Origin of the sequence: Pseudohongiella sp. O18, from assembly GCF_021729085.1 — a bacterium.
GTDB lineage: Bacteria > Pseudomonadota > Gammaproteobacteria > Pseudomonadales > Pseudohongiellaceae > Pseudohongiella.
Genome location: NZ_JAJSAR010000002.1, coordinates 776,344 through 794,987, shown reverse-complemented (window position 1 = coordinate 794,987; position 18,644 = coordinate 776,344). Strand labels below are relative to the sequence as shown.

General features: G+C 53.8%; 16 protein-coding genes and 1 tRNA gene. 1 reads left to right on the top strand and 16 read right to left on the bottom strand.

The window, feature by feature from the left end:
* Positions 1–86: 86 nt before the first annotated feature.
* The 15 genes from LVD14_RS10910 to sdhC all read right to left on the bottom strand — a co-directional run bounded on the left by LVD14_RS10910 (position 87) and on the right by sdhC (position 16,740).
* Positions 87–1,442: a tetratricopeptide repeat protein gene (locus LVD14_RS10910; protein WP_237134107.1), complete on the bottom strand. Its 1,356-nt coding sequence runs from the start codon at positions 1,440–1,442 to the stop codon at positions 87–89.
* 4 nt (positions 1,443–1,446) lie between these two features.
* Positions 1,447–2,055: an energy transducer TonB gene (locus LVD14_RS10905; protein WP_237134106.1), complete on the bottom strand. Its 609-nt coding sequence runs from the start codon at positions 2,053–2,055 to the stop codon at positions 1,447–1,449.
* A gap of 3 nt (positions 2,056–2,058) precedes the next feature.
* Positions 2,059–2,466, bottom strand: a complete 408-nt coding sequence (locus LVD14_RS10900; RefSeq protein ID WP_237134105.1) for an ExbD/TolR family protein — start codon at positions 2,464–2,466, stop codon at positions 2,059–2,061.
* A gap of 31 nt (positions 2,467–2,497) precedes the next feature.
* Positions 2,498–3,019, bottom strand: coding sequence for a MotA/TolQ/ExbB proton channel family protein (locus LVD14_RS10895; protein ID WP_237134104.1), 522 nt, complete (start codon positions 3,017–3,019; stop codon positions 2,498–2,500).
* A gap of 11 nt (positions 3,020–3,030) precedes the next feature.
* Positions 3,031–4,335 carry a MotA/TolQ/ExbB proton channel family protein gene (locus LVD14_RS10890; RefSeq protein WP_237134103.1) on the bottom strand — a complete coding sequence of 435 codons (1,305 nt, stop codon included), beginning with the start codon at positions 4,333–4,335 and terminating at the stop codon, positions 3,031–3,033.
* Positions 4,336–4,436: 101 nt separating this feature from the next.
* The gene (locus LVD14_RS10885) at positions 4,437–5,219 is read right to left on the bottom strand and encodes a DUF3450 domain-containing protein (protein ID WP_237134102.1); all 783 of its coding nucleotides are present in this window, start codon (positions 5,217–5,219) and stop codon (positions 4,437–4,439) included.
* Positions 5,220–5,609: 390 nt separating this feature from the next.
* Complete coding sequence (gene sucD, locus LVD14_RS10880) at positions 5,610–6,482, bottom strand: succinate--CoA ligase subunit alpha (RefSeq protein ID WP_237134101.1); 873 nt, start codon at positions 6,480–6,482, stop codon at positions 5,610–5,612.
* Positions 6,482–7,648: an ADP-forming succinate--CoA ligase subunit beta gene (sucC, locus tag LVD14_RS10875; RefSeq protein ID WP_237134100.1), complete on the bottom strand. Its 1,167-nt coding sequence runs from the start codon at positions 7,646–7,648 to the stop codon at positions 6,482–6,484. Before sucC ends, sucD begins: the two co-directional genes overlap by 1 nt.
* 33 nt (positions 7,649–7,681) lie before the next feature.
* Positions 7,682–9,133, bottom strand: coding sequence for a dihydrolipoyl dehydrogenase (gene lpdA / locus LVD14_RS10870; protein ID WP_237134099.1), 1,452 nt, complete (start codon positions 9,131–9,133; stop codon positions 7,682–7,684).
* A gap of 122 nt (positions 9,134–9,255) precedes the next feature.
* Positions 9,256–10,509 carry a 2-oxoglutarate dehydrogenase complex dihydrolipoyllysine-residue succinyltransferase gene (gene odhB, locus LVD14_RS10865; RefSeq protein ID WP_237134098.1) on the bottom strand — a complete coding sequence of 418 codons (1,254 nt, stop codon included), beginning with the start codon at positions 10,507–10,509 and terminating at the stop codon, positions 9,256–9,258.
* 45 nt (positions 10,510–10,554) lie between these two features.
* Complete coding sequence (locus tag LVD14_RS10860; protein WP_237134097.1) at positions 10,555–13,398, bottom strand: 2-oxoglutarate dehydrogenase E1 component; 2,844 nt, start codon at positions 13,396–13,398, stop codon at positions 10,555–10,557.
* 89 nt (positions 13,399–13,487) lie between these two features.
* Complete coding sequence (locus LVD14_RS10855) at positions 13,488–14,192, bottom strand: succinate dehydrogenase iron-sulfur subunit (RefSeq protein WP_281132199.1); 705 nt, start codon at positions 14,190–14,192, stop codon at positions 13,488–13,490.
* Positions 14,193–14,221: 29 nt separating this feature from the next.
* Positions 14,222–15,994 (bottom strand): succinate dehydrogenase flavoprotein subunit, encoded by a 1,773-nt coding sequence (sdhA, locus tag LVD14_RS10850; protein ID WP_237134096.1) that lies wholly within the window; start codon positions 15,992–15,994, stop codon positions 14,222–14,224.
* On the bottom strand, positions 15,995–16,372 hold the full coding sequence (gene sdhD, locus LVD14_RS10845; protein ID WP_237134095.1) for a succinate dehydrogenase, hydrophobic membrane anchor protein: 378 nt from the start codon (positions 16,370–16,372) through the stop codon (positions 15,995–15,997).
* Entirely contained in the window at positions 16,366–16,740 is a 375-nt protein-coding gene (gene sdhC / locus LVD14_RS10840) for a succinate dehydrogenase, cytochrome b556 subunit (protein WP_237134094.1), read from the bottom strand. Before sdhC ends, sdhD begins: the two co-directional genes overlap by 7 nt.
* A gap of 455 nt (positions 16,741–17,195) precedes the next feature.
* On the opposite strand from sdhC, the gene gltA reads away from it, so the two are divergent.
* Positions 17,196–18,473, top strand: a complete 1,278-nt coding sequence (gene gltA / locus LVD14_RS10835; RefSeq protein ID WP_237134093.1) for a citrate synthase — start codon at positions 17,196–17,198, stop codon at positions 18,471–18,473.
* A gap of 84 nt (positions 18,474–18,557) precedes the next feature.
* On the opposite strand, the gene LVD14_RS10830 is transcribed toward gltA, so the two are convergent.
* Positions 18,558–18,633: transfer RNA gene (locus tag LVD14_RS10830), tRNA-Ala, on the bottom strand.
* Between the last annotated feature and the right edge of the window lie 11 nt (positions 18,634–18,644).

The window sequence follows — 18,644 nt, the reverse complement described above, 5'->3', positions numbered from 1 at the left end:
CGCGTGTAGCAAGTAGAGCCCAGAAACAAAAAAGCCCGGAGACCTTTCGGTGTCCGGGCTTTTTATGGGGGCCAGTGGCCCCGATTTCAAGACTGGTAGTATTCGATTGCGCGTTCTTTCTGCTCCTGCAGCGCTTCGTAACGCGCCTTGGAGCTTTCAACGAACGATACAAACTGACCAGCGTTGTTGGCACCCATTTGCTGCGCACGTTGCGCGGCGGTCAGGGCTTCGTCATAACGATCCAGTTCTACCAGGGCTCGCGCCAGAGACAGCTGGACATCGCCAGTGTTCTCCAGGCCGCCGCGGTCCAGCGCAGTCTGCATTGCTTCAACAGCGCTGGCGTAGTCACGGTTCATCAGATGAATGTAGCCGAGGTAGTCCCAGGCTTCGCCATCATCAACGATTTCAACCAGACGCTCTGCAGGTTCAACTGCAGCCTGAAACTCGGATGCAATGATATACATCTGAGTCAGTCGACGCAGGTTGTCGCCATTCTCTTCGACAATACCCTGTTCGATACCATCTTCGAGGATCTCGATGCCCCGAATCGGAGCATCCAGACCAGCAAGCGACTGAGCCAGGTTCATGTACTCGCCTTCGCTTTGCAGGTAACCTTTGACGTAGGCCAGTTCCATGGTCTGAATACGCTGCTGCTCGCGATCCAGGAAGCCATAAATGGCTGCCAGGTTACGCCAGTCAGCGCCTTCATCAAACAGGGCTACGAGAGTCTTGGTGACGTCCAGCGCTGACTCATAGTCTTCCAGTTCAATGTACATGACATTGAGCAGCGTGTAGACGTTTCGCGCAATCTCACGACCCTCTGCACGCAGCAGATCCATATAGCTGAGCAGATAGTCAATTGCAGGCGTGAACTGCTGCAGGTTGTAGTGAGCCAGTGCCAGCACGTTATAAACAGTTGCGTTTTCATCGGCTGACAGATTGCGCCACTCTTCCAGCGTGCGAATCGCGTCTTCATAGCGCTCTTCACTGGCGTAAAGCTGACCCAGCGACTGCAGTGAACGCAGACGCTGTTCGGGACGCAGGTCCTCAATCGTCAGGATACGTTCAAAAGTCGCCAACGCATTCGGAATGTCGTCCACACCTAGATAGTAGTTGGTGTAGAAGTTCAGCATCGTGGCCTTTTCGAAGTCGTTCAGCGTATCGTAGCGCTCGTTCAAGGAGTCCAGTTCACGCTTGGCAGCGGCCAGATCCGGCTCCTGCCCTTCTTCGGACGGGTTCATCAGCTCCTGAACTTCCGCGATGACACGATAGACACGGTCGCTCAGTGTGTCTGAACGTCGTGTGGGTGGTGGTTCACGCGGACCATCATCCTCTTCCTGAGCGTAGGCAGGCGTGGCCAGCATCATGGTGCCAACTGACGCGCTGGTCGCCAGGAAGGCAGCCATCATGGCGGATCGGAGAATTGTATTTACAGCACTCATTCTCTTACTCCTCCAGTTCAAAGCGGAACACGTACTGAACGTTCGGTACTTCTACCGCTTCACCGTTCACAACACGTGGCTGAAAGCGGAAACGTTCAGCAGCTCGGATGGAAGCTGAGTCGAACATGCCACGTGGCTCTGCATCGACCACAACAACATCACGTACGCCACCGGTTTCAGTTACCGTAAACGAAACCTGACACCAGCCTTCGATACCACGCTGAGCGGCACGTGTTGGATACTGGGGCTGAATGTTTACCAGCGGCAGCATTTCACCGTCTGTAGCGCTGAGGCCGGCCGCACCAATATCAAGGCCGATATCAACATTCACGTTTTCGCGGGCAATGTTCAGATCGCCGCCGCCATCCATATCGATATTACGATCCGGTGGTGGTGGTGTGTCTTCCGGCGGTTGTTCAATCTCTTCCGGTGGCTCTACATCCCGGATCACTTCCATTTCAATTTCTGGCATGGTCGCATCAACGATACGGATGATATTGGTGTTCTGCTCCAGCTCACCGCCAGTAGCAATCAGCGCCTGCATGAAATAGAACAGCCCCAGTGTCACAAGACCCGCCAGTCCAAGAGAGACTACCCATCGAAGTATACTCATCTTCTAGTTCTCCGTAGATATGGCAACGGATGCAATCTGCGCATCGCGTGCCGCTCGCATAATGGTCATGACATGCTCGTTTTGAGCAGTTCGGTCGCCCTGTATCACGACCGAAGCGTTTGGCGTCTCCGCCAGACGTCTCTCAAAACGAGACCGGATAAACCGCGGATCTATTTGCTCGCCATCAATCCAGATCTGACCATCATTGCTGATTGCAATCAGGATCAGGTCCTTGGATCGGGGCTCGGCGGTAGACCCCTCCGGCTTCACCACCTCAATGCCAGCCTCAGTGATAAACACCGAGGTGACAATAAAGAAGATGAGCAGGATGAATACCACGTCGAGCATCGGGGTAAGGTCAATCTCCCCGGTGTTCTCATCATCCCTTTTCTTCATCAAACCTGTTTTCATTATTGTGCCTTTATTCAGTATCTAGTGATAATTAGGCCATATGGTCTTCGAGAAGTTCCAGGTCACGATCGATTCGGGACTTCAGCCAGTTGCTGGCAAAGATCCCTGAAAGTGCTCCCACCATGCCTGCCATGGTCGGAATGGTTGCCTTGGAGACACCACCCGCCATTGATTTGGCGTCGCCACCGCCGGTCAGAGCCATTACGTAGAATACTTCGATCATACCTGTAACCGTGCCGAGCAGCCCGAGCAGCGGACACACCACTACCAGGGTTTCGATGATTGGCATGGTGGAGCGCAGATCCAGAGAAATCTGCGACACCATCATGTTCCGAATCTGCTGGGCTTTCCAGGATTTGGTATCAGAGCGACCCGCCCAGGCCGCGAGGGTGTGTTTCACCCTCTTGGCGTGAGTGGAATGCAGGTACCATAGCCGCTCGAAGATCAGGCTCCACATGACCAGCAGAAGTACGCCGATGATCCAGAGAACACCGCCTCCTCTGGCCATGAAGTCCGAGATCGCATCAGATAAGTCGAGCAGTGCAAAATACATGCTGTCTCCCCTTAAGCCTGAGCTTTGTTGCCAGAAGCTTCGGCCTTACGAGCGATGATACCAGTGGCCTGTTCTTCCAGAATGTGGATGATACGGTCACTCTTACTCTTAACCCAGGTGTGCATCAGGATGGTCGGGATGGCGACCGTGATACCCAGTACAGTTGTCATCAGGGCCATGGAGATACCACCAGCCATGATGGTCGGGTCACCAGCACCGTAAACGGTGATCTGCTGGAACACCTGAATCATACCGGTAACTGTACCCAACAGACCCATCAGAGGCGCGATAGCCGAGATGATCTTGATGAATGTCAGGAAGCGTTCCAGTGCCGGAGTTTCCTGCAGGATTGCTTCACCCAGTTTCAGTTCCAGAGTTTCGGTGTCAACGTTCGGGTTGGACTCGGCAACCATCAGAACACGACCCAGCGGGTTGTTCTTGTTGGCCTTGTCAGACTTGACCTGAGAATTCACCTTGGCAGCGACCAGAGTCAGCTGGAAGGAGCGGATCAGACCAACCAGAATGGCGATAATACCAATACCGATGATCGCAAAACCGATAGTACCGGAGTTCTGACGAACCTGTTCGGTGACTGTCGGGAAGTTGATCAGGTTGGCCATCAGACTGCCGCCCTGCGCACCAGTCGGGTCGATACCGACTTTGTGGATGCCGCTATCAGCATTTTCCAGAGCCTGGGCGTTGGCGACGATGTCTCCACCTGGCTGACGTGGAAGCACCTGCAGGTGGTCTACGTCGGCGTTGTAAGACAGGTAGTCACCGTTGGCGATGGAGTTGAAGGTACCGATACGAGTTACAACACGGCTTTCCTGGTCGCCAGAAGGCAGACCTACCTGGCCTTCGTACTGTACAACACGGCCGGATTCAACCAGCTCCTGCTGCATGTAGAACCAGAAACGCTCGATCTCATCAACACGAACCTGTTCAGTGTCACTCGCTACGCGCTCGATGAATGAATCAAGGAACTCGGTACGGCCAGGATACTGGGCGCTTACCAGAGAGGTTTCGAATACACTGCGGAAGTCACCTGCAACGCCCTGGATGGTACCCAGCAGTTCGTTCAGGTTGGCGCGCACTTCGTTCAGCTGTGAACGACGCTCGGCCAGCAGTGTACGGTTTTCGTCGAAAACACCTTCCAGACGCGTGTTTTCAGCTTCTTCTTCAGAAATACGCTGACGTGTTTCTTCAAGAATCTGCTGCTGCTGGTTAACTTCCTGCTGGAATCGCTGCTCGCGCTGACGGGCTTCCTGGGATTCCAGTACTCGATTTTCTTCTACATTACGGAGAAGTTCTGTCAAGCTGCCTGCCGTTTCCTGTGCGAACGCCTGAGTAGATACGGCAAGGAACATGCCCGTAAGAGAAATGCCTGCTAATTTAATTATATTCTTCTTCACTGTGCTTACTCCGGCGCAACGATTGGTAATTCAAAAATTTCTGGCGCAATCAGGCCGCTAGAGACGTTGATTGCGTCACGGATGGCATTGCGGTACGCGCCATCTTCCAGCGTTACCCACTGACGTGACTCTGAGTCCCACGCCCCGGTGCGGGTGCGGTCCTTGGTCTGATAGGTCAGTGCAATTCGACCAACACGCAACATGTCGACGTCGGTCGGGACGCCATCCAGGTTGAGTGTGGCTGAATAGGTTTCGTGGGTACGTCCATAGGCGTTTTCTGTCTGATACAGCACCAGGATCTGACGGAAGCGCTCGGCGGTGGAAACGTTTGGATCATCGATTGCATCGCGGACGAACTGGATCCGGGCGCGGCGCTGTTCCAGGTGGAAGGGGATGTCCAACTCGATGAACTGCTCGATACTGGCGATCATACGGCTCATCAGCAGAGGCAGTTCCTGGGTCACGTTTCGCACTTCGGCGATGGACTCGGAGATTGTCTCCAGTTGGTCTTCCTGGATCGCTATCTGTCGACGCCAGTTGGCATTCAAGACCAGCAGAGCTTCCAGGTTATCACTTTCCGTTTTGAATTCTTCGAACAGAGAACTGGACGAGTTCGACAGACGGTTGATTCGCTCCTGAGACTCAGCAGCTTCCCTGTTAGTCTCACCTACAACACTCTGAGCCTGCTCAATGGCGCTGGTGTCAACGTCCTGAGCGAGGGCTGTTCCGATCACCAGTAGCGAGGCCAGTGGTGCCAGAACCTTTGAATATAATCGACGGTTTTTCATGTGCCATCCTGTTATTGTATTAAACACTCCGGGTGTAACACCGGATGTGACTTCTTATCTATCGTGCTTTTCCGGGTAAGTGTTTACCATCCAAACAACGATCTTCTAAAACAGCATTCCTTTTAGCCGGTAAAAACGAGCAATTATCGGGCCAGACAGTTACGAAACTACACACTCATCAAATGATTGTAGAAATGCGTAACAGAAGTGATCCAGATCCTGCAACTTACCGTAAATTCAAGGCTCCCTGCCGAATTATGTCGTCAAGACTAACACAACCCGTTTGAATTTTTGAACCTCTCAAATGAGAATTTTTTAGGTTCAGGGCCCGCTTGTGCGCCGTGATGGTTCATGCGCGTGAAATACGCACATGAACCGTGCACAAGGCGCTTACCAGCCTGTTACTTCTTTCAGTGCATCACCAATATCGGCCAGACTGCGTACAGTCTTGACACCTGCGTCCTGCAGGGCAGCAAACTTTTCATCAGCCGTTCCCTTGCCGCCAGAGATGATGGCGCCGGCATGGCCCATACGCTTTCCGGGCGGTGCAGTCACACCCGCAATATAGGAAACCACTGGCTTGGTGACGTTGGCCTTGATGTAAGCTGCGGCTTCTTCTTCCGCACTACCACCAATTTCGCCGATCATCACAATAGCTTCGGTCGCTGGATCTTTTTCGAACATAGCCAGGATGTCGATAAAGTTGGAGCCCGGGATCGGGTCACCACCGATGCCCACACAGGAAGACTGACCAAAGCCATGGTCGGTAGTCTGCTTGACGGCTTCATAGGTCAACGTACCGGAACGCGACACGATACCGACCTTGCCTGGCTTGTGGATGTGACCAGGCATGATGCCAATCTTGCATTCGCCGGGGGTAATCACGCCGGGGCAGTTCGGCCCGATCAGACGCACACCCAGTTCATCGCAGCGTACTTTAACGTCAAGCATGTCCAGAGTGGGAATGCCTTCAGTGATACATACGATCAGCTTGATACCCGCGTTAGCGGCTTCAAGGATGGAATCCTTACAGAACGGAGCCGGAACGTAGATCACGCTGGCATCGGCGCCAGTTGCATCAATTGCTTCCTGCACAGTATTGAATACGGGCAGGCCCAGGTGAGTGCTGCCACCCTTGCCCGGTGTTACACCACCTACCATTTTGGTGCCGTAGGCAATCGCCTGCTCGGAATGGAAAGTACCCTGTGAACCAGTAAAGCCCTGGCAGATTACTTTGGTATCTTTATTGATCAGAATGCTCATTATTTACCCTCCGCGGCCTTAACTACCTGTTGGGCAGCATCAGTCAGACTTTTCGCCGCGATAATATTCAGTCCGCTATCCTTCAGCACCTTGGCGCCGACGTCTGCATTATTACCCTCCAGTCGAACTACAACCGGTACCTTGACGCCTACTTCCTTGACTGCACCGATGATGCCTTCTGCGATCATGTCGCAACGCACAATGCCGCCAAAAATGTTCACCAGAACAGCTTTGACGTTGTCGTCGGACAGGATGATCTTGAATGCTTCGGAAACACGCTCTTTAGTTGCGCCACCGCCTACATCCAGGAAGTTGGCAGGCTTGCCGCCGTGCAGATTCACGATGTCCATGGTGCCCATCGCCAGGCCAGCACCGTTGACCATGCAGCCGATGTTGCCGTCCAGTGCAACATAGTTCAGTTCGTGACTGGCAGCATGCGCTTCGCGTGGATCGTCCTGCGACGGGTCATGCATTTCGCGCAGTTTTGGCTGACGATACATGGCATTGCCATCGATGTTGATCTTGGCGTCCAGGCAGTGCAGATTGCCGTCAGTTTTGATGACCAGCGGGTTGATCTCAAGCAGTGCCAGGTCGTAGTCCTTGAACAGTTTGCCGAGGCCCATGAAGATCTTGGTGAACTGTTTGATCTGGTCGCCTGTCAGACCCAGTTTGAACGCAAGTTCGCGACCCTGGAAAGGCATGGGTCCAACCAGCGGGTCGATTGTCGCCTTGATGATCTTCTCTGGAGTTTCGTGCGCAACCTTCTCGATTTCAACACCACCTTCGGTGGATGCCATAAATACAATGCGACGTGACGCTCTGTCGACGACAGCCCCGAGATACAGTTCTTTGTCGATGTCGGTGCAGGATTCAACCAGAATCTTGCTGACAGGCTGACCATTTGCATCTGTCTGGTATGTCACCAGGCGTTTGCCCAGCCACTGCTCGGCAAATGCTTTGGCGTCATCACGGCTCTTGACCAGTTTTACGCCACCGGCCTTACCACGGCCGCCCGCGTGCACCTGAGCCTTGACCACCCACATGTCACCGCCGATTTTGTCGCAGGCTTCTGCGGCAGCGTCTGCTGTGTCAACGGCGAAACCCTTGGAAACAGGCAGACCGTATTCCGCAAAAAGCTGCTTTCCCTGATATTCGTGTAGATTCATTCTATTGGTCCTCTATAGTCAAACGCGCATGAATCAACTGCGCTTGCGTTTGTTGGCAGCATGAATGGCGTGTCCGGCGACAGCCAGCGCTGCTTCGTGTACTGCTTCCGACAGGGTCGGGTGTGAAAACATGGTCAGGCCAAGGTCTTCCGCACTGGCACTGAACTCCATTGCGATGGCAACCTGCTGTACCAGATCAGCGGCGCTTGGGCCGATGATATGGGCACCGAGAACGCGATCCGTTTTGGCGTGGGCAATCAGCTTGACCAGACCCGCAGACTCATTGGCAGCCATGGCACGGCCGTTGATGCTGAACGGGAATGTACCGACATTGTATTCGACGCCCTCTTCCTTCAGCTGCTGTTCGGTTTTACCTACCCACGCAATTTCAGGGTGGGTATAAATGACAAATGGCACCAGGTCGTAGTTCACCTGGGTTTTCTTGCCGGCGATACGCTCTGCAACCATCACGCCTTCTTCAGAACCTTTGTGTGCCAGCATTGGGCCACGCACCAGGTCACCAGTGGCATAAACACCGGGTACAGATGTCGCACAGGTCTCGTCAACTTTGACAAATCCGCGGTCGTCAATTTCAACGCCACAATCGTCAGCCAGCAGGCCTTTGCTGTAAGGTTTGCGGCCGACTGCAACAATCAGTTTGTCGAACTCGGCTTCCTGTTCGCCATCAGCATTGTTGTAGGTAACCTTGACCGTCTTGTTCTTGCCTTTGCCAGATACTTTGGTGCTGGCCACTTTGGCACCGAGCTTGATATCCAGGCCCTGCTTCTCGAAAACCTTTTTGGCTTCCTTGGCAACCTGTTCGTCAACGGCTGGCAAAAAGGTTTCGAGTGCTTCGAAAACAACCACCTCGGAACCCAGTCGAGACCAGACACTACCCAGTTCCAGGCCGATCACACCAGCGCCAATGACACCAAGGCGTTTTGGTACGGACTGAAACTCCAGGGCACCCGTAGAGTTCACAATGACTTCGTCATCAACCGGCGCTGGCGGGATGTCAATTGGCTGTGAACCGGCCGCCAGAATTACGTTGTCAGCCTCCAGTGTCTGAGTGCTGCCGTCAGCAGCGGTCACTTCTACCTTTTTGCCTTTCAGCAGTTTGCCCGTGCCCTGTATACCATCGACCTTGTTGGCCATGAACAGGCCACGAACGCCCTGAGTCAGCTGTTTCACGATTTTGGCTTTGCGCTCGATCATGGCGGGCACGTCAATGTCCACTTTGCTGACCTTGATGCCATGTACTTCAAAGTCTTTTTTGGCTTCGGCATATTTGTGTGATGAGTCAAGCAATGCCTTGGATGGGATACAGCCTACGTTCAGGCAGGTACCGCCATAAACGGCATCGTTTTTGTCATCGTGCCATTTTTCCACGCACGCGGTTTTTAAACCAAGCTGCGCGCTTCGGATGGCCGCAACGTACCCTGCAGGTCCCGCTCCGATAACCACTACATCATATTTTTTACTCATAATATTCCCTGCCCAGAGTCACTCTCGATTACAGTCTCGTTAAAAGCATGAGCCACAGCGTAGTTGTGGCTGTGGCTCATCTTGGTACGGTCTGGAGTCATTGCTCCGTTTAAACCTGGCTATCAGATCTCCAGCAAAATGCGTGCTGGATCTTCGAGCAATTCCTTGATGGTCACCAGGAACTGCACTGCTTCTTTACCATCTATCATTCGGTGGTCGTAAGAAAGTGCCAGGTACATCATCGGCAGAATCTCGACCTTGCCGTTCACAGCCATCGGGCGCTCCTGGATCTTGTGCATGCCCAGAATCGCAGTTTGTGGTGGGTTCAGGATCGGAGTCGACAGCAGCGAACCAAAAACACCACCGTTGGAGATGGTGAATGTACCGCCAGTCATTTCGTCGATGGACAGCTTGCCGTCCTGCGCCTTGTTACCAAACTCACGGATTTTTGCCTCGACTTGTGCCAGACCCATGTGGTCTGCGTTGCGCAGCACCGGAACTACCAGTCCGCGCGGAGACGAAACTGCAACGCCGATGTCCTGGTAACCGTGATATACGATGTCGTTGCCATCGATGGAGGCATTGACGGCGGGGTAACGCTTCAGCGCTTCCACACTGGCACGCACGAAGAAGGACATGAAGCCGAGACGCACACCATCATGCGCTTTCTCAAACTGGTCTTTGTAGCGCGAGCGCAGGTCCATAACCGGCTTCATATTGACCTCATTGAAGGTGGTCAACATGGCAGTGGACTGCGATGCCTGTAGCAGACGCTCCGCCACTTTGGCGCGCAGGCGGCTCATGGGTACACGCTCTTCAACGCGGCCAGATGAGCCATCGGTAGTCGGTGCAGCAGCCTTGCTGCTTGACTCGGAACTGGAGCTCGACTGTTTGTCGCCCTTCTCGATCGCGTTCAGCACATCTTCTTTGGTAATTCGACCATCTTTGCCAGTACCGCTGATCTGACCAGCTTTCAGGCCGTGCTCTTCGGCAAGTTTCTTGGCAGCCGGGCTCAGGGCAGGCGTTTCGCCATCCTGTTTATCGTCAGATTTGGCCTCAGATGCCGATTCTGATTTTTTGTCAGACGACTTGTCTGATGACTTGCTGTCTGCACTTGAGGACTTGTCATCAGCAGCCGCGCCTTCCTTGATCGTGGCGATGATTTCATTGCTGACGATAGTATCGCCAGAGTCCTTGATGATTTTTTCCAGGACGCCATCAGCTGGTGCCACGACTTCGATTACGACTTTGTCAGTCTCGATGTCGACCAGCAGCTCGTCACGTTTGACAGCATCACCGACTTTCTTGTGCCAGCTTGCAATGGTGCCGTCTGGCACGGATTCGGGCAGTTGCGGTGCTTTGATCTCAATAGACATGTTGATTCCTTACACTGTTCGGTGTCATCACTATTTGTTTAAAAGTTATTCCTTTGGTCCCAGTGCTTGCTCCAGAAATGCATTGAGCTGTTGCATGTGCAATTCTGGATAACCGGCTGCAGCCGCTGCCGATGCCTCACGGCCTGCATAGCGCAATGACACAGACGAGCCAAGAGACTGTATGACATTACGCATGTGGTGCTGGCTGGAGTACCAGGCTCCCTGGTTCATGGGCTCCTCCTGACACCAGACAACATCGCTAACGTTCTCGTACTTTTTCATTTCGGCGCGCAGATCATCTTCCGGGAACGGGTAAAGCTGTTCGAGACGGATGATTGCGATATTGGTCAATTCACGCTTGCGACGCTCTGCTCGCAGGTCGTAGTAAACTTTGCCAGAGCAGAGTATTACGCGCTCAACGTTGTCAGGCTTGATATCTTCGTCGGTTTCACCGATGACTACCTGGAAGCTGCCGTTTGCCAGCTCTTCAAGCGTTGCTGTGGTTTCTTTGTGACGCAACAGACTCTTGGGTGACATCACAATCAATGGCTTGCGCAGCGGACACAGGACCTGACGTCTCAGCATGTGGAAGACCTGGGCTGAGGTGGTCGGCAGGCAGACCTGGATATTGTGTTCCGCACAAAGTTGCAGGAAGCGTTCCAGACGAGCTGATGAATGCTCAGGGCCCTGTCCTTCGTAGCCGTGCGGCAACAGCATGGTCAGGCCGCACAGGCGCTGCCACTTGTGCTCGCCACTGGTAATGAACTGGTCGATAACAACCTGCGCCGAGTTCGCAAAGTCGCCAAACTGGGCTTCCCAGACAACCAGCGCATTAGGGGTGGTCGTCGCGTAACCGTACTCAAAAGCCAGCACAGCTTCTTCGGACAGCAGTGAGTCGTAGATACAGAACATCTTGGGGTCTGCAACCAGGCTGCGAAGCGGAATGTACTCTTCTTCGGTGTTCTGATCACGCAGTACCGCATGGCGATGCGAGAAGGTGCCACGTCCAACATCCTGCCCGGTAATTCGGACCCGATTGCCGGTCGTGAGAATGCTGGCGTATGCCAGTGTCTCGGCAAAACCCCAGTCAACCGGGATCTCGCCGGAAGCCATCTTGCTGCGGTCGTCGACGATTTTCTGTACCTGACGGTGCAGATTCAGATTTTCAGGCAGACTGGTAATCTTGCGTGCCAGTGCTTCCAGCGACTCAAGCTTGATGCTGGTATTAAAATGCGGCGTCCAAGTGTGACCCAGGTAAGGGTTCCAGTCGACGAACATTTCGACGTTGGGCTCTTTTACAAGGCTCTTCACTACGTGTTCGCCGGTGTCCAGTGCATTACGGTACGATGCATTGAGCTCGTCGACTTCTTTCTCGGTCACCAGCTTGTCACTGATAAGACGTTCTGCATACAGAGCGCGCGTAGTCTGGTGCTTGCGAATCTTGTGATACATCAGTGGCTGAGTTGACGAGGGCTCGTCTGTTTCGTTATGGCCGCGACGGCGATAACAGACCAGATCGATGACCACATCTTTTTTGAACTCATAACGGAAATCAAGTGCCAGCTGAGTGACGAACAGCACCGCCTCAGGATCATCCGCATTCACGTGGAAGATTGGCGCCTGAACCATTTTGGCTACATCGGTACAATACTCTGTTGAGCGGGCATCGTCCTGGCGACTTGTGGTGAAGCCCACCTGGTTGTTGATGATGATATGTACCGTGCCACCTGTACCATATGCCCGGGTCTTGGACATCTGGAAAGTTTCCATGACCACACCCTGGCCTGCAAAAGCTGCATCACCGTGGATGCTGAGCGGAATTACAGCGTGGCCCAGATTGTCTTTGCGTCGGTCCTGACGGGCACGAACGGAGCCTTCGATAACCGGAGAAACAATTTCCAGGTGCGAAGGGTTAAATGCCATTGCCAGATGCACTTCGCCGCCAGGCGTCATGATGTTGGACGAAAAGCCCTGATGGTATTTTACATCGCCTGAGCTCTTGTACTTGGCGCGGCCTTCGAACTCGCTGAACAGGTCAGCCGGGTTCTTGCCGAGAATGTTCACCAGCATATTCAGGCGGCCACGGTGAGCCATGCCGATGACAACTTCCTTGACGCCGTAGCTGCCGGCACGCTGAATCAGTTCATCGACCAGCGGAATCAGGCTTTCGCCGCCTTCAAGGCCAAAGCGTTTCGTGCCCGGGTACTTGGAGTCCAGATGCTTTTCAAGGCCCTCAGCTGCGCTGAGTCGCTCCAACAGGTGTCGCTTTACTTCATTGGGGAAACCCGGATTGCCGAGTTTGGGTTCAATGCGCTTTTGAATCCACTGCTTCTGCGCAAGATCGACAATATGCATGAACTCATAGCCGATAGACCCGCAGTAAATATTCTCCAGCGCTTCAACAATTTCGCGCAGTGAGGCGGTGTCGCGATTGATATGCAGAGAGCCGGTCTGAAAGACTGTGGAGTAATCAGCGGGTGAAAGATTGTGAAAGTCGAGCTCCAGGTCTGGCACGCGTTCGCGATGCATCAGTGACAGGGGGTCAAGCGCCGCTTTCTGGTGACCACGGACGCGGTAGGAGCTGATCAGGTGCAGTACCTGAACCTGTTTGTTTTCATGTTCGGAATTTACAACAACATCGTTGCTCAGTACCGGCATGAAGCGACTGGTTTTGCCCAGCCGTTTGAAGTAGGCCTGAATCTCACGATGTGATACATCGGCAGGCGACTGCTCTGCTATCCGGGGCAGCGAGTCGAAATAACTGCGCCACTCGGCAGGGACCTGTTCAGGATCTTTCAGGTATTGATCATAAAGCTGTTCGACATACTCAGCATTGCCACCGGATAAATGGCCAGTGCTCCACATCAACTCCATTATGCTGTCATGCATATTATTCTTCCCGGGGTTACAGGGCCACCGCAATCAATCACCGCCTCGTGAGCGGCGTTGCCAGTCGCCTCACAAAAATTTCCTTGGTCTTAGCTTGCCCGCTGCAACAGCATGTGACGAATGTGACCGATCGCCTTGGTCGGGTTAAGACCCTTGGGGCAGACAGCCACACAATTCATGATGCCTCGACAGCGGAACACGCTGAATGGGTCTTCCAGTCCAGCCAGACGTTCTTCGGTGGCAGTGTCACGGCTATCGGCCAGGAATCGGTACGCTTGCAGCAGTCCGGCAGGCCCGATGAATTTGTCGGGGTTCCACCAGAAAGAAGGACAGCTGGTGCTGCAGCAGGCGCACAGGATACATTCGTACAGGCCGTCGAGTTTGGCACGGTCTTCCGGGCTTTGCAGACGTTCAATGGCAGGCGCCGGCGTATCGTTGATCAGGAAGGGCTGAACCTTCTCAAACTGCTTGTAGAAGATGGTCATGTCAACAACCAGATCGCGAACTACGGGCAGACCAGGCAGAGGACGCAGCACCAGCTTGCCGCCTTTAGCCACTGCCGATACCGGTGTGATACATGCCAGGCCATTGGTGCCGTTGATGTTCATACCGTCAGAACCGCAGACGCCTTCGCGACAGGAACGTCGGTAAGCAATTGAAGGATCCTGCTCTTTGATCATCGACAGTACGTCGAGCACCATCAGGTCACGACCTTCCGGCAGCTCGATCTGATACTCGCGCATGGATGGCTTATCATCAGTTTCCGGGTTGTAGCGATAAACACTGACTAACACGTTAAATCACCTTCTCTAGATTAACGGATTTAATAAGTACGGACCTTGGGCTCGAATTTTTCCACCGTCTTGGGCGCAAAATTCACAGCGCGTTTTGTCACACTGCGTTGTGTCGGGTGGTACATCGAGTGACACAGCCAGTTATCGTCATCTCGCTCCTGGAAATCTTCGCGAGCATGTGCGCCGCGACTTTCTGTTCGAGCTTCGGCTGCCAGCGCGGTCGCTTCAGCAACTTCGAACAGGTTTTCCAGCTCAAGCGCTTCAATTCGTGCTGTATTGAAGGCGTTGCTTTTGTCTTCGAGTTTTACATTGGCAATTCGTCCGCGCAGTCCTTCCAGCTTCTGCACGCCTTCCTTCATGAAGTCGCCCGTGCGGAACACGCCAAAGTGGTTCTGCATGATGCTCTGCAGTTCGCCTCGGAGCTTGGACACGCTTTCGCCATCGGTGCTGTTATTAAGACGATTCAGACGCGCCATGGACTGTTCAATATCTGATTCTGACGCGCGTCGGTACTCAATACCCTGCCCCAGCATGGATTCAATGTGCTTGCCTGCTGCACGACCGAATACCACCAGGTCCAGCAATGAGTTGCCGCCCAGACGGTTGGCGCCGTGTACGGAAACGCAGGCTACTTCGCCCACCGCGAACAGACCTGGGATCTGGACATCTTCGCCAGCTTCGTTCTGTGCGATCGCCTGACCATGAATATTGGTAGCGATACCACCCATCATGTAATGGCAGGTCGGGATAACCGGAATCGGTTCCTTGACCGGATCGACGTGCGCAAAGGTTCTGGACAGTTCCAGGATGCCTGGCAGCTTCTCGTTCAACACCTTTTCGCCCAGGTGATCCAGCTTCAGCAGTACGTGGTCACCATTGGGGCCACAACCTTTGCCAGCAATGATTTCCTGTATCATGGAGCGCGCCACTACGTCGCGTCCCGCCAGGTCTTTGGCGTTCGGTGCGTAACGCTCCATAAAGCGTTCGCCGTCCTTGTTGATCAGGTATCCACCCTCACCACGACAGCCTTCGGTTACCAGCGTGCCGGCACCATGAATACCCGTCGGGTGGAATTGCCACATTTCCATATCCTGTACCGGATAACCGGCACGCAGCGCCATACCGATACCATCACCGGTATTGATCAGGGCGTTAGTGGTCGACGCGTAAATACGGCCTGCACCACCTGTTGCCAGCACGGTTGCTTTGGAAGCGACGTAGACTGTCTCACCTGTTTCGATACAGATCGCGATAACGCCAACAATGACGCCATCCTGATTGCGCACCAGATCTACCGCGTACCACTCATTGAAGAACACCGTTTTGTTCTTCAGGTTGCCCTGATACAGAGCGTGCAGCAGCGCGTGACCGGTACGGTCAGCAGCTGCACAGGTACGGGCAGCCTGTCCGCCCTTGCCAAAATCCTTGGACTGACCACCGAACGGCCGCTGATAGATACGGCCATTTTCTGTTCGGGAAAAGGGCAGCCCCATATGCTCAAGTTCGAACACGGTCTGGGGGCCTTCACTGCACATGTACTCAATGGCTTCCTGGTCGCCGATATAGTCGGAACCCTTGACCGTGTCATACATGTGCCAGCGCCAATCGTCGTTCGGGTCTGCACTGGCAATTGCACAGGTGATACCGCCCTGCGCCGAAACAGTGTGAGAGCGCGTCGGGAAGACTTTGCTGATCACGGCAGTTTTGTAGCCGGACTGGGACAGCTGCAGTGCAGCACGCATACCGGCACCACCACCGCCCACAATGACAGCATCAAATGAAATTGTACGCATACCGCTCATTTATAGTCCCCACAGAATCTGGATACCCCAAACGAGGTAAATGAATATCAGGATCACGCAGCCGGCCTGAAACAACAGGCGTACTGCGGTTGCCGCGCCACCAAAAGTCATTGACGTCAGGTAGTCTGTCGCAATGGTCCACATACCAACCCACGCGTGAGCGCAGAGTGAAATCAGGGCCAGCAGACTGAAAATGCGCATCCAGGTCGTCTGAAACAGCGCTGACCACGCGGCGTAATCGATGTCAGGCGTCATGATCATCCAGCCCAGCAACACTATTGTATATGCCGCCAGAATGATTGCGCTGAAACGTTGAATGACCCAGTCATGAAGGCCGTTGCGACCCACATTGGTCGCACTGTTGACTCGCTTTACCATACCCAGACTCCTGCCAACACAATACTGATTACCGAGAACACAACGATCATCACGGCACCCTGGCGTCCACCCTGCAGTGTTTCACCGATGCCGACATCCATCAGCAGGTGGCGGATACCGGCGATCAGGTGGTACAGCAGCCCCGAGAGGATCACCCATACAATGAATTTGGCGTGAGGGGCCGTCAGCAATTCAGCGATACGCCCGAATCCCTGCGCCGAGGCAAGTGATTCAGAGAGCATCCAAAGCAGCACAGCTGTACCAACAAAAATCAGTACGCCCGAGATACGATGCAGGATCGACGTAATAGCCGGAAGAGGAAAACGGAATTTGGTCAGGTCGAGATTTACAGGTCTGTTGTCTTTCACTGGTAGCCAATTCTAGTTGGGCCCATACAAAGGGCACGTTAGTTAGAACAATCAGTGCCTGATGTTACGATGCTGCACTGATCAACCTCCGGAGAGTCTGGACAAGACACACTAAAAGTTGAGCTTGTTCAGGCGCTTCGTTCGATCTCGATACGATGGGTCGGTATCGGAGATTCGGCCGCTGAGTATAGTCCTATAGTGTTGCGAATACAATAAATTGGCAGCCAATCACCTCAGTAGCACGCATGAATGTGACAGCATTTTGTCAACTTGATATTTTTACATTTCCGGTGAGGCAAACAGCAGATATTTTGTGGTACAGTAGCGGCTTTATCGCTGGCCCCCTGCTCGACTCAATATACGAATTCAGGATTCCATGATCGGATCGGACCGTAGAGCGGCCCGGGCCGCCCTATGATGCCGGCAACTGGAAGTTTATCAGTCAGGAGTACAATATGAGTGAAAAAAAAGCCCGCTTGACACTGGCAAACAGCCAGGATGCGATTGAGCTGCCCGTATTGGAAGGCAATATCGGTCCCGATGTGATCGACGTCCGCAGTCTGGTCTCCAAAGGTGTGTTCACCTACGACCCCGGGTTCATGTCGACCGCCTCAACCGAGTCTTCGATTACTTACATTGATGGTGATGCGGGAGTTCTTCTCCATCGAGGCTACCCGATCGATCAGCTGGCCGAACACTCTGACTATCTGGAAACCTGTTATCTGCTGTTGAAAGGTGAGCTTCCCAATGACGAGCAGAAGAAAGCCTTCGTCGCTGAAGTGACTCAGCACACCATGGTAGACGCGCAGATCGCCAAGATTCTGGATGGCTTCCAGCGCGATGCGCATCCTATGGCTGTGATGGTGTCCCTGACCGGTGCGCTGGCAGCCCTGTATCACGACGGACTGGATGTAGATAATGCAGAACACCGTCACCTGGCAGCGATACGCCTGATTGCCAAGATGCCGACGCTGGCGGCCATGGTTTACAAGCATTCGATTGGCCAGCCTTACATGTCTCCGCTTAACTCCCTGTCCTACGCAGAAAATTTCCTCCATATGATGTACGGCGTCCCCGCCGACAAGCCCAATGTCAGCCCGGTACTGGCCAAGGCGATGGATGTCATTTTCCTGCTGCACGCCGATCACGAACAGAACGCCTCCACTTCAACAGTACGTCTGGCTGGTTCTACCGGTGCCAACCCCTATGCCTGTATTTCCTCAGGCATCGCGGCGCTGTGGGGCCCTGCCCATGGTGGTGCCAACGAGGCCGTTCTGAATATGCTGAACGAAATTGGTGACGAGTCGCGTATCGAAGAGTTCATCGCTCGCGCCAAAGACAAGGATGACCCCTTCCGCCTGATGGGCTTTGGTCACCGTGTTTACAAGAATTTCGATCCGCGCTCGCGTGTCATGCGCAAGATCTGCGACGAAGTGCTGGCGGATCTCGGTGTCGAGAACGACCCGCTGTTCAAGATTGCGCGTCGTCTGGAGAAGATTGCTCTGGAAGATCAGTATTTCATCGATCGCAAGCTGTATCCCAACGTCGACTTCTACTCCGGCATCATTCTCAAGGCGATTGGTATACCCACCAGCATGTTCACAGTCATTTTTGCCCTAGGCCGCACCCCTGGCTGGATTTCACACTGGAACGAGATGCTGAGCAGCGCCTACAAGATCGGACGTCCACGGCAGCTGTACAAGGGCTCGCCACAGCGCGACTATCCGCAGTAAATCAAACGGGGCTTCGGCCCCGTTTTTTTAGATCGCAATCCCATAAAAAAAGGCCGCCGTGAAATCACGGCGGCCTTTTCAATTTGGTGGAGCTAAGCGGGATCGAACCGCTGACCTCAACACTGCCAGTGTTGCGCTCTCCCAGCTGAGCTATAGCCCCAAATCTACTGG

Coding starts and splice junctions, on each gene's coding strand:
- LVD14_RS10905 (WP_237134106.1), bottom strand. CDS start 2,055: ATGAGTATACTTCGATGGGTAGTCTCTCTTGGACTGGCGGGTCTTGTG.
- gltA (WP_237134093.1), top strand. CDS start 17,196: ATGAGTGAAAAAAAAGCCCGCTTGACACTGGCAAACAGCCAGGATGCG.
- sdhA (WP_237134096.1), bottom strand. CDS start 15,994: ATGAGCGGTATGCGTACAATTTCATTTGATGCTGTCATTGTGGGCGGT.
- LVD14_RS10885 (WP_237134102.1), bottom strand. CDS start 5,219: ATGAAAAACCGTCGATTATATTCAAAGGTTCTGGCACCACTGGCCTCG.
- LVD14_RS10860 (WP_237134097.1), bottom strand. CDS start 13,398: ATGCATGACAGCATAATGGAGTTGATGTGGAGCACTGGCCATTTATCC.
- LVD14_RS10895 (WP_237134104.1), bottom strand. CDS start 3,019: ATGTATTTTGCACTGCTCGACTTATCTGATGCGATCTCGGACTTCATG.
- LVD14_RS10910 (WP_237134107.1), bottom strand. CDS start 1,442: ATGAGTGCTGTAAATACAATTCTCCGATCCGCCATGATGGCTGCCTTC.
- sucC (WP_237134100.1), bottom strand. CDS start 7,648: ATGAATCTACACGAATATCAGGGAAAGCAGCTTTTTGCGGAATACGGT.
- odhB (WP_237134098.1), bottom strand. CDS start 10,509: ATGTCTATTGAGATCAAAGCACCGCAACTGCCCGAATCCGTGCCAGAC.
- sdhD (WP_237134095.1), bottom strand. CDS start 16,372: ATGGTAAAGCGAGTCAACAGTGCGACCAATGTGGGTCGCAACGGCCTT.
- lpdA (WP_237134099.1), bottom strand. CDS start 9,133: ATGAGTAAAAAATATGATGTAGTGGTTATCGGAGCGGGACCTGCAGGG.
- LVD14_RS10900 (WP_237134105.1), bottom strand. CDS start 2,466: ATGAAAACAGGTTTGATGAAGAAAAGGGATGATGAGAACACCGGGGAG.
- sucD (WP_237134101.1), bottom strand. CDS start 6,482: ATGAGCATTCTGATCAATAAAGATACCAAAGTAATCTGCCAGGGCTTT.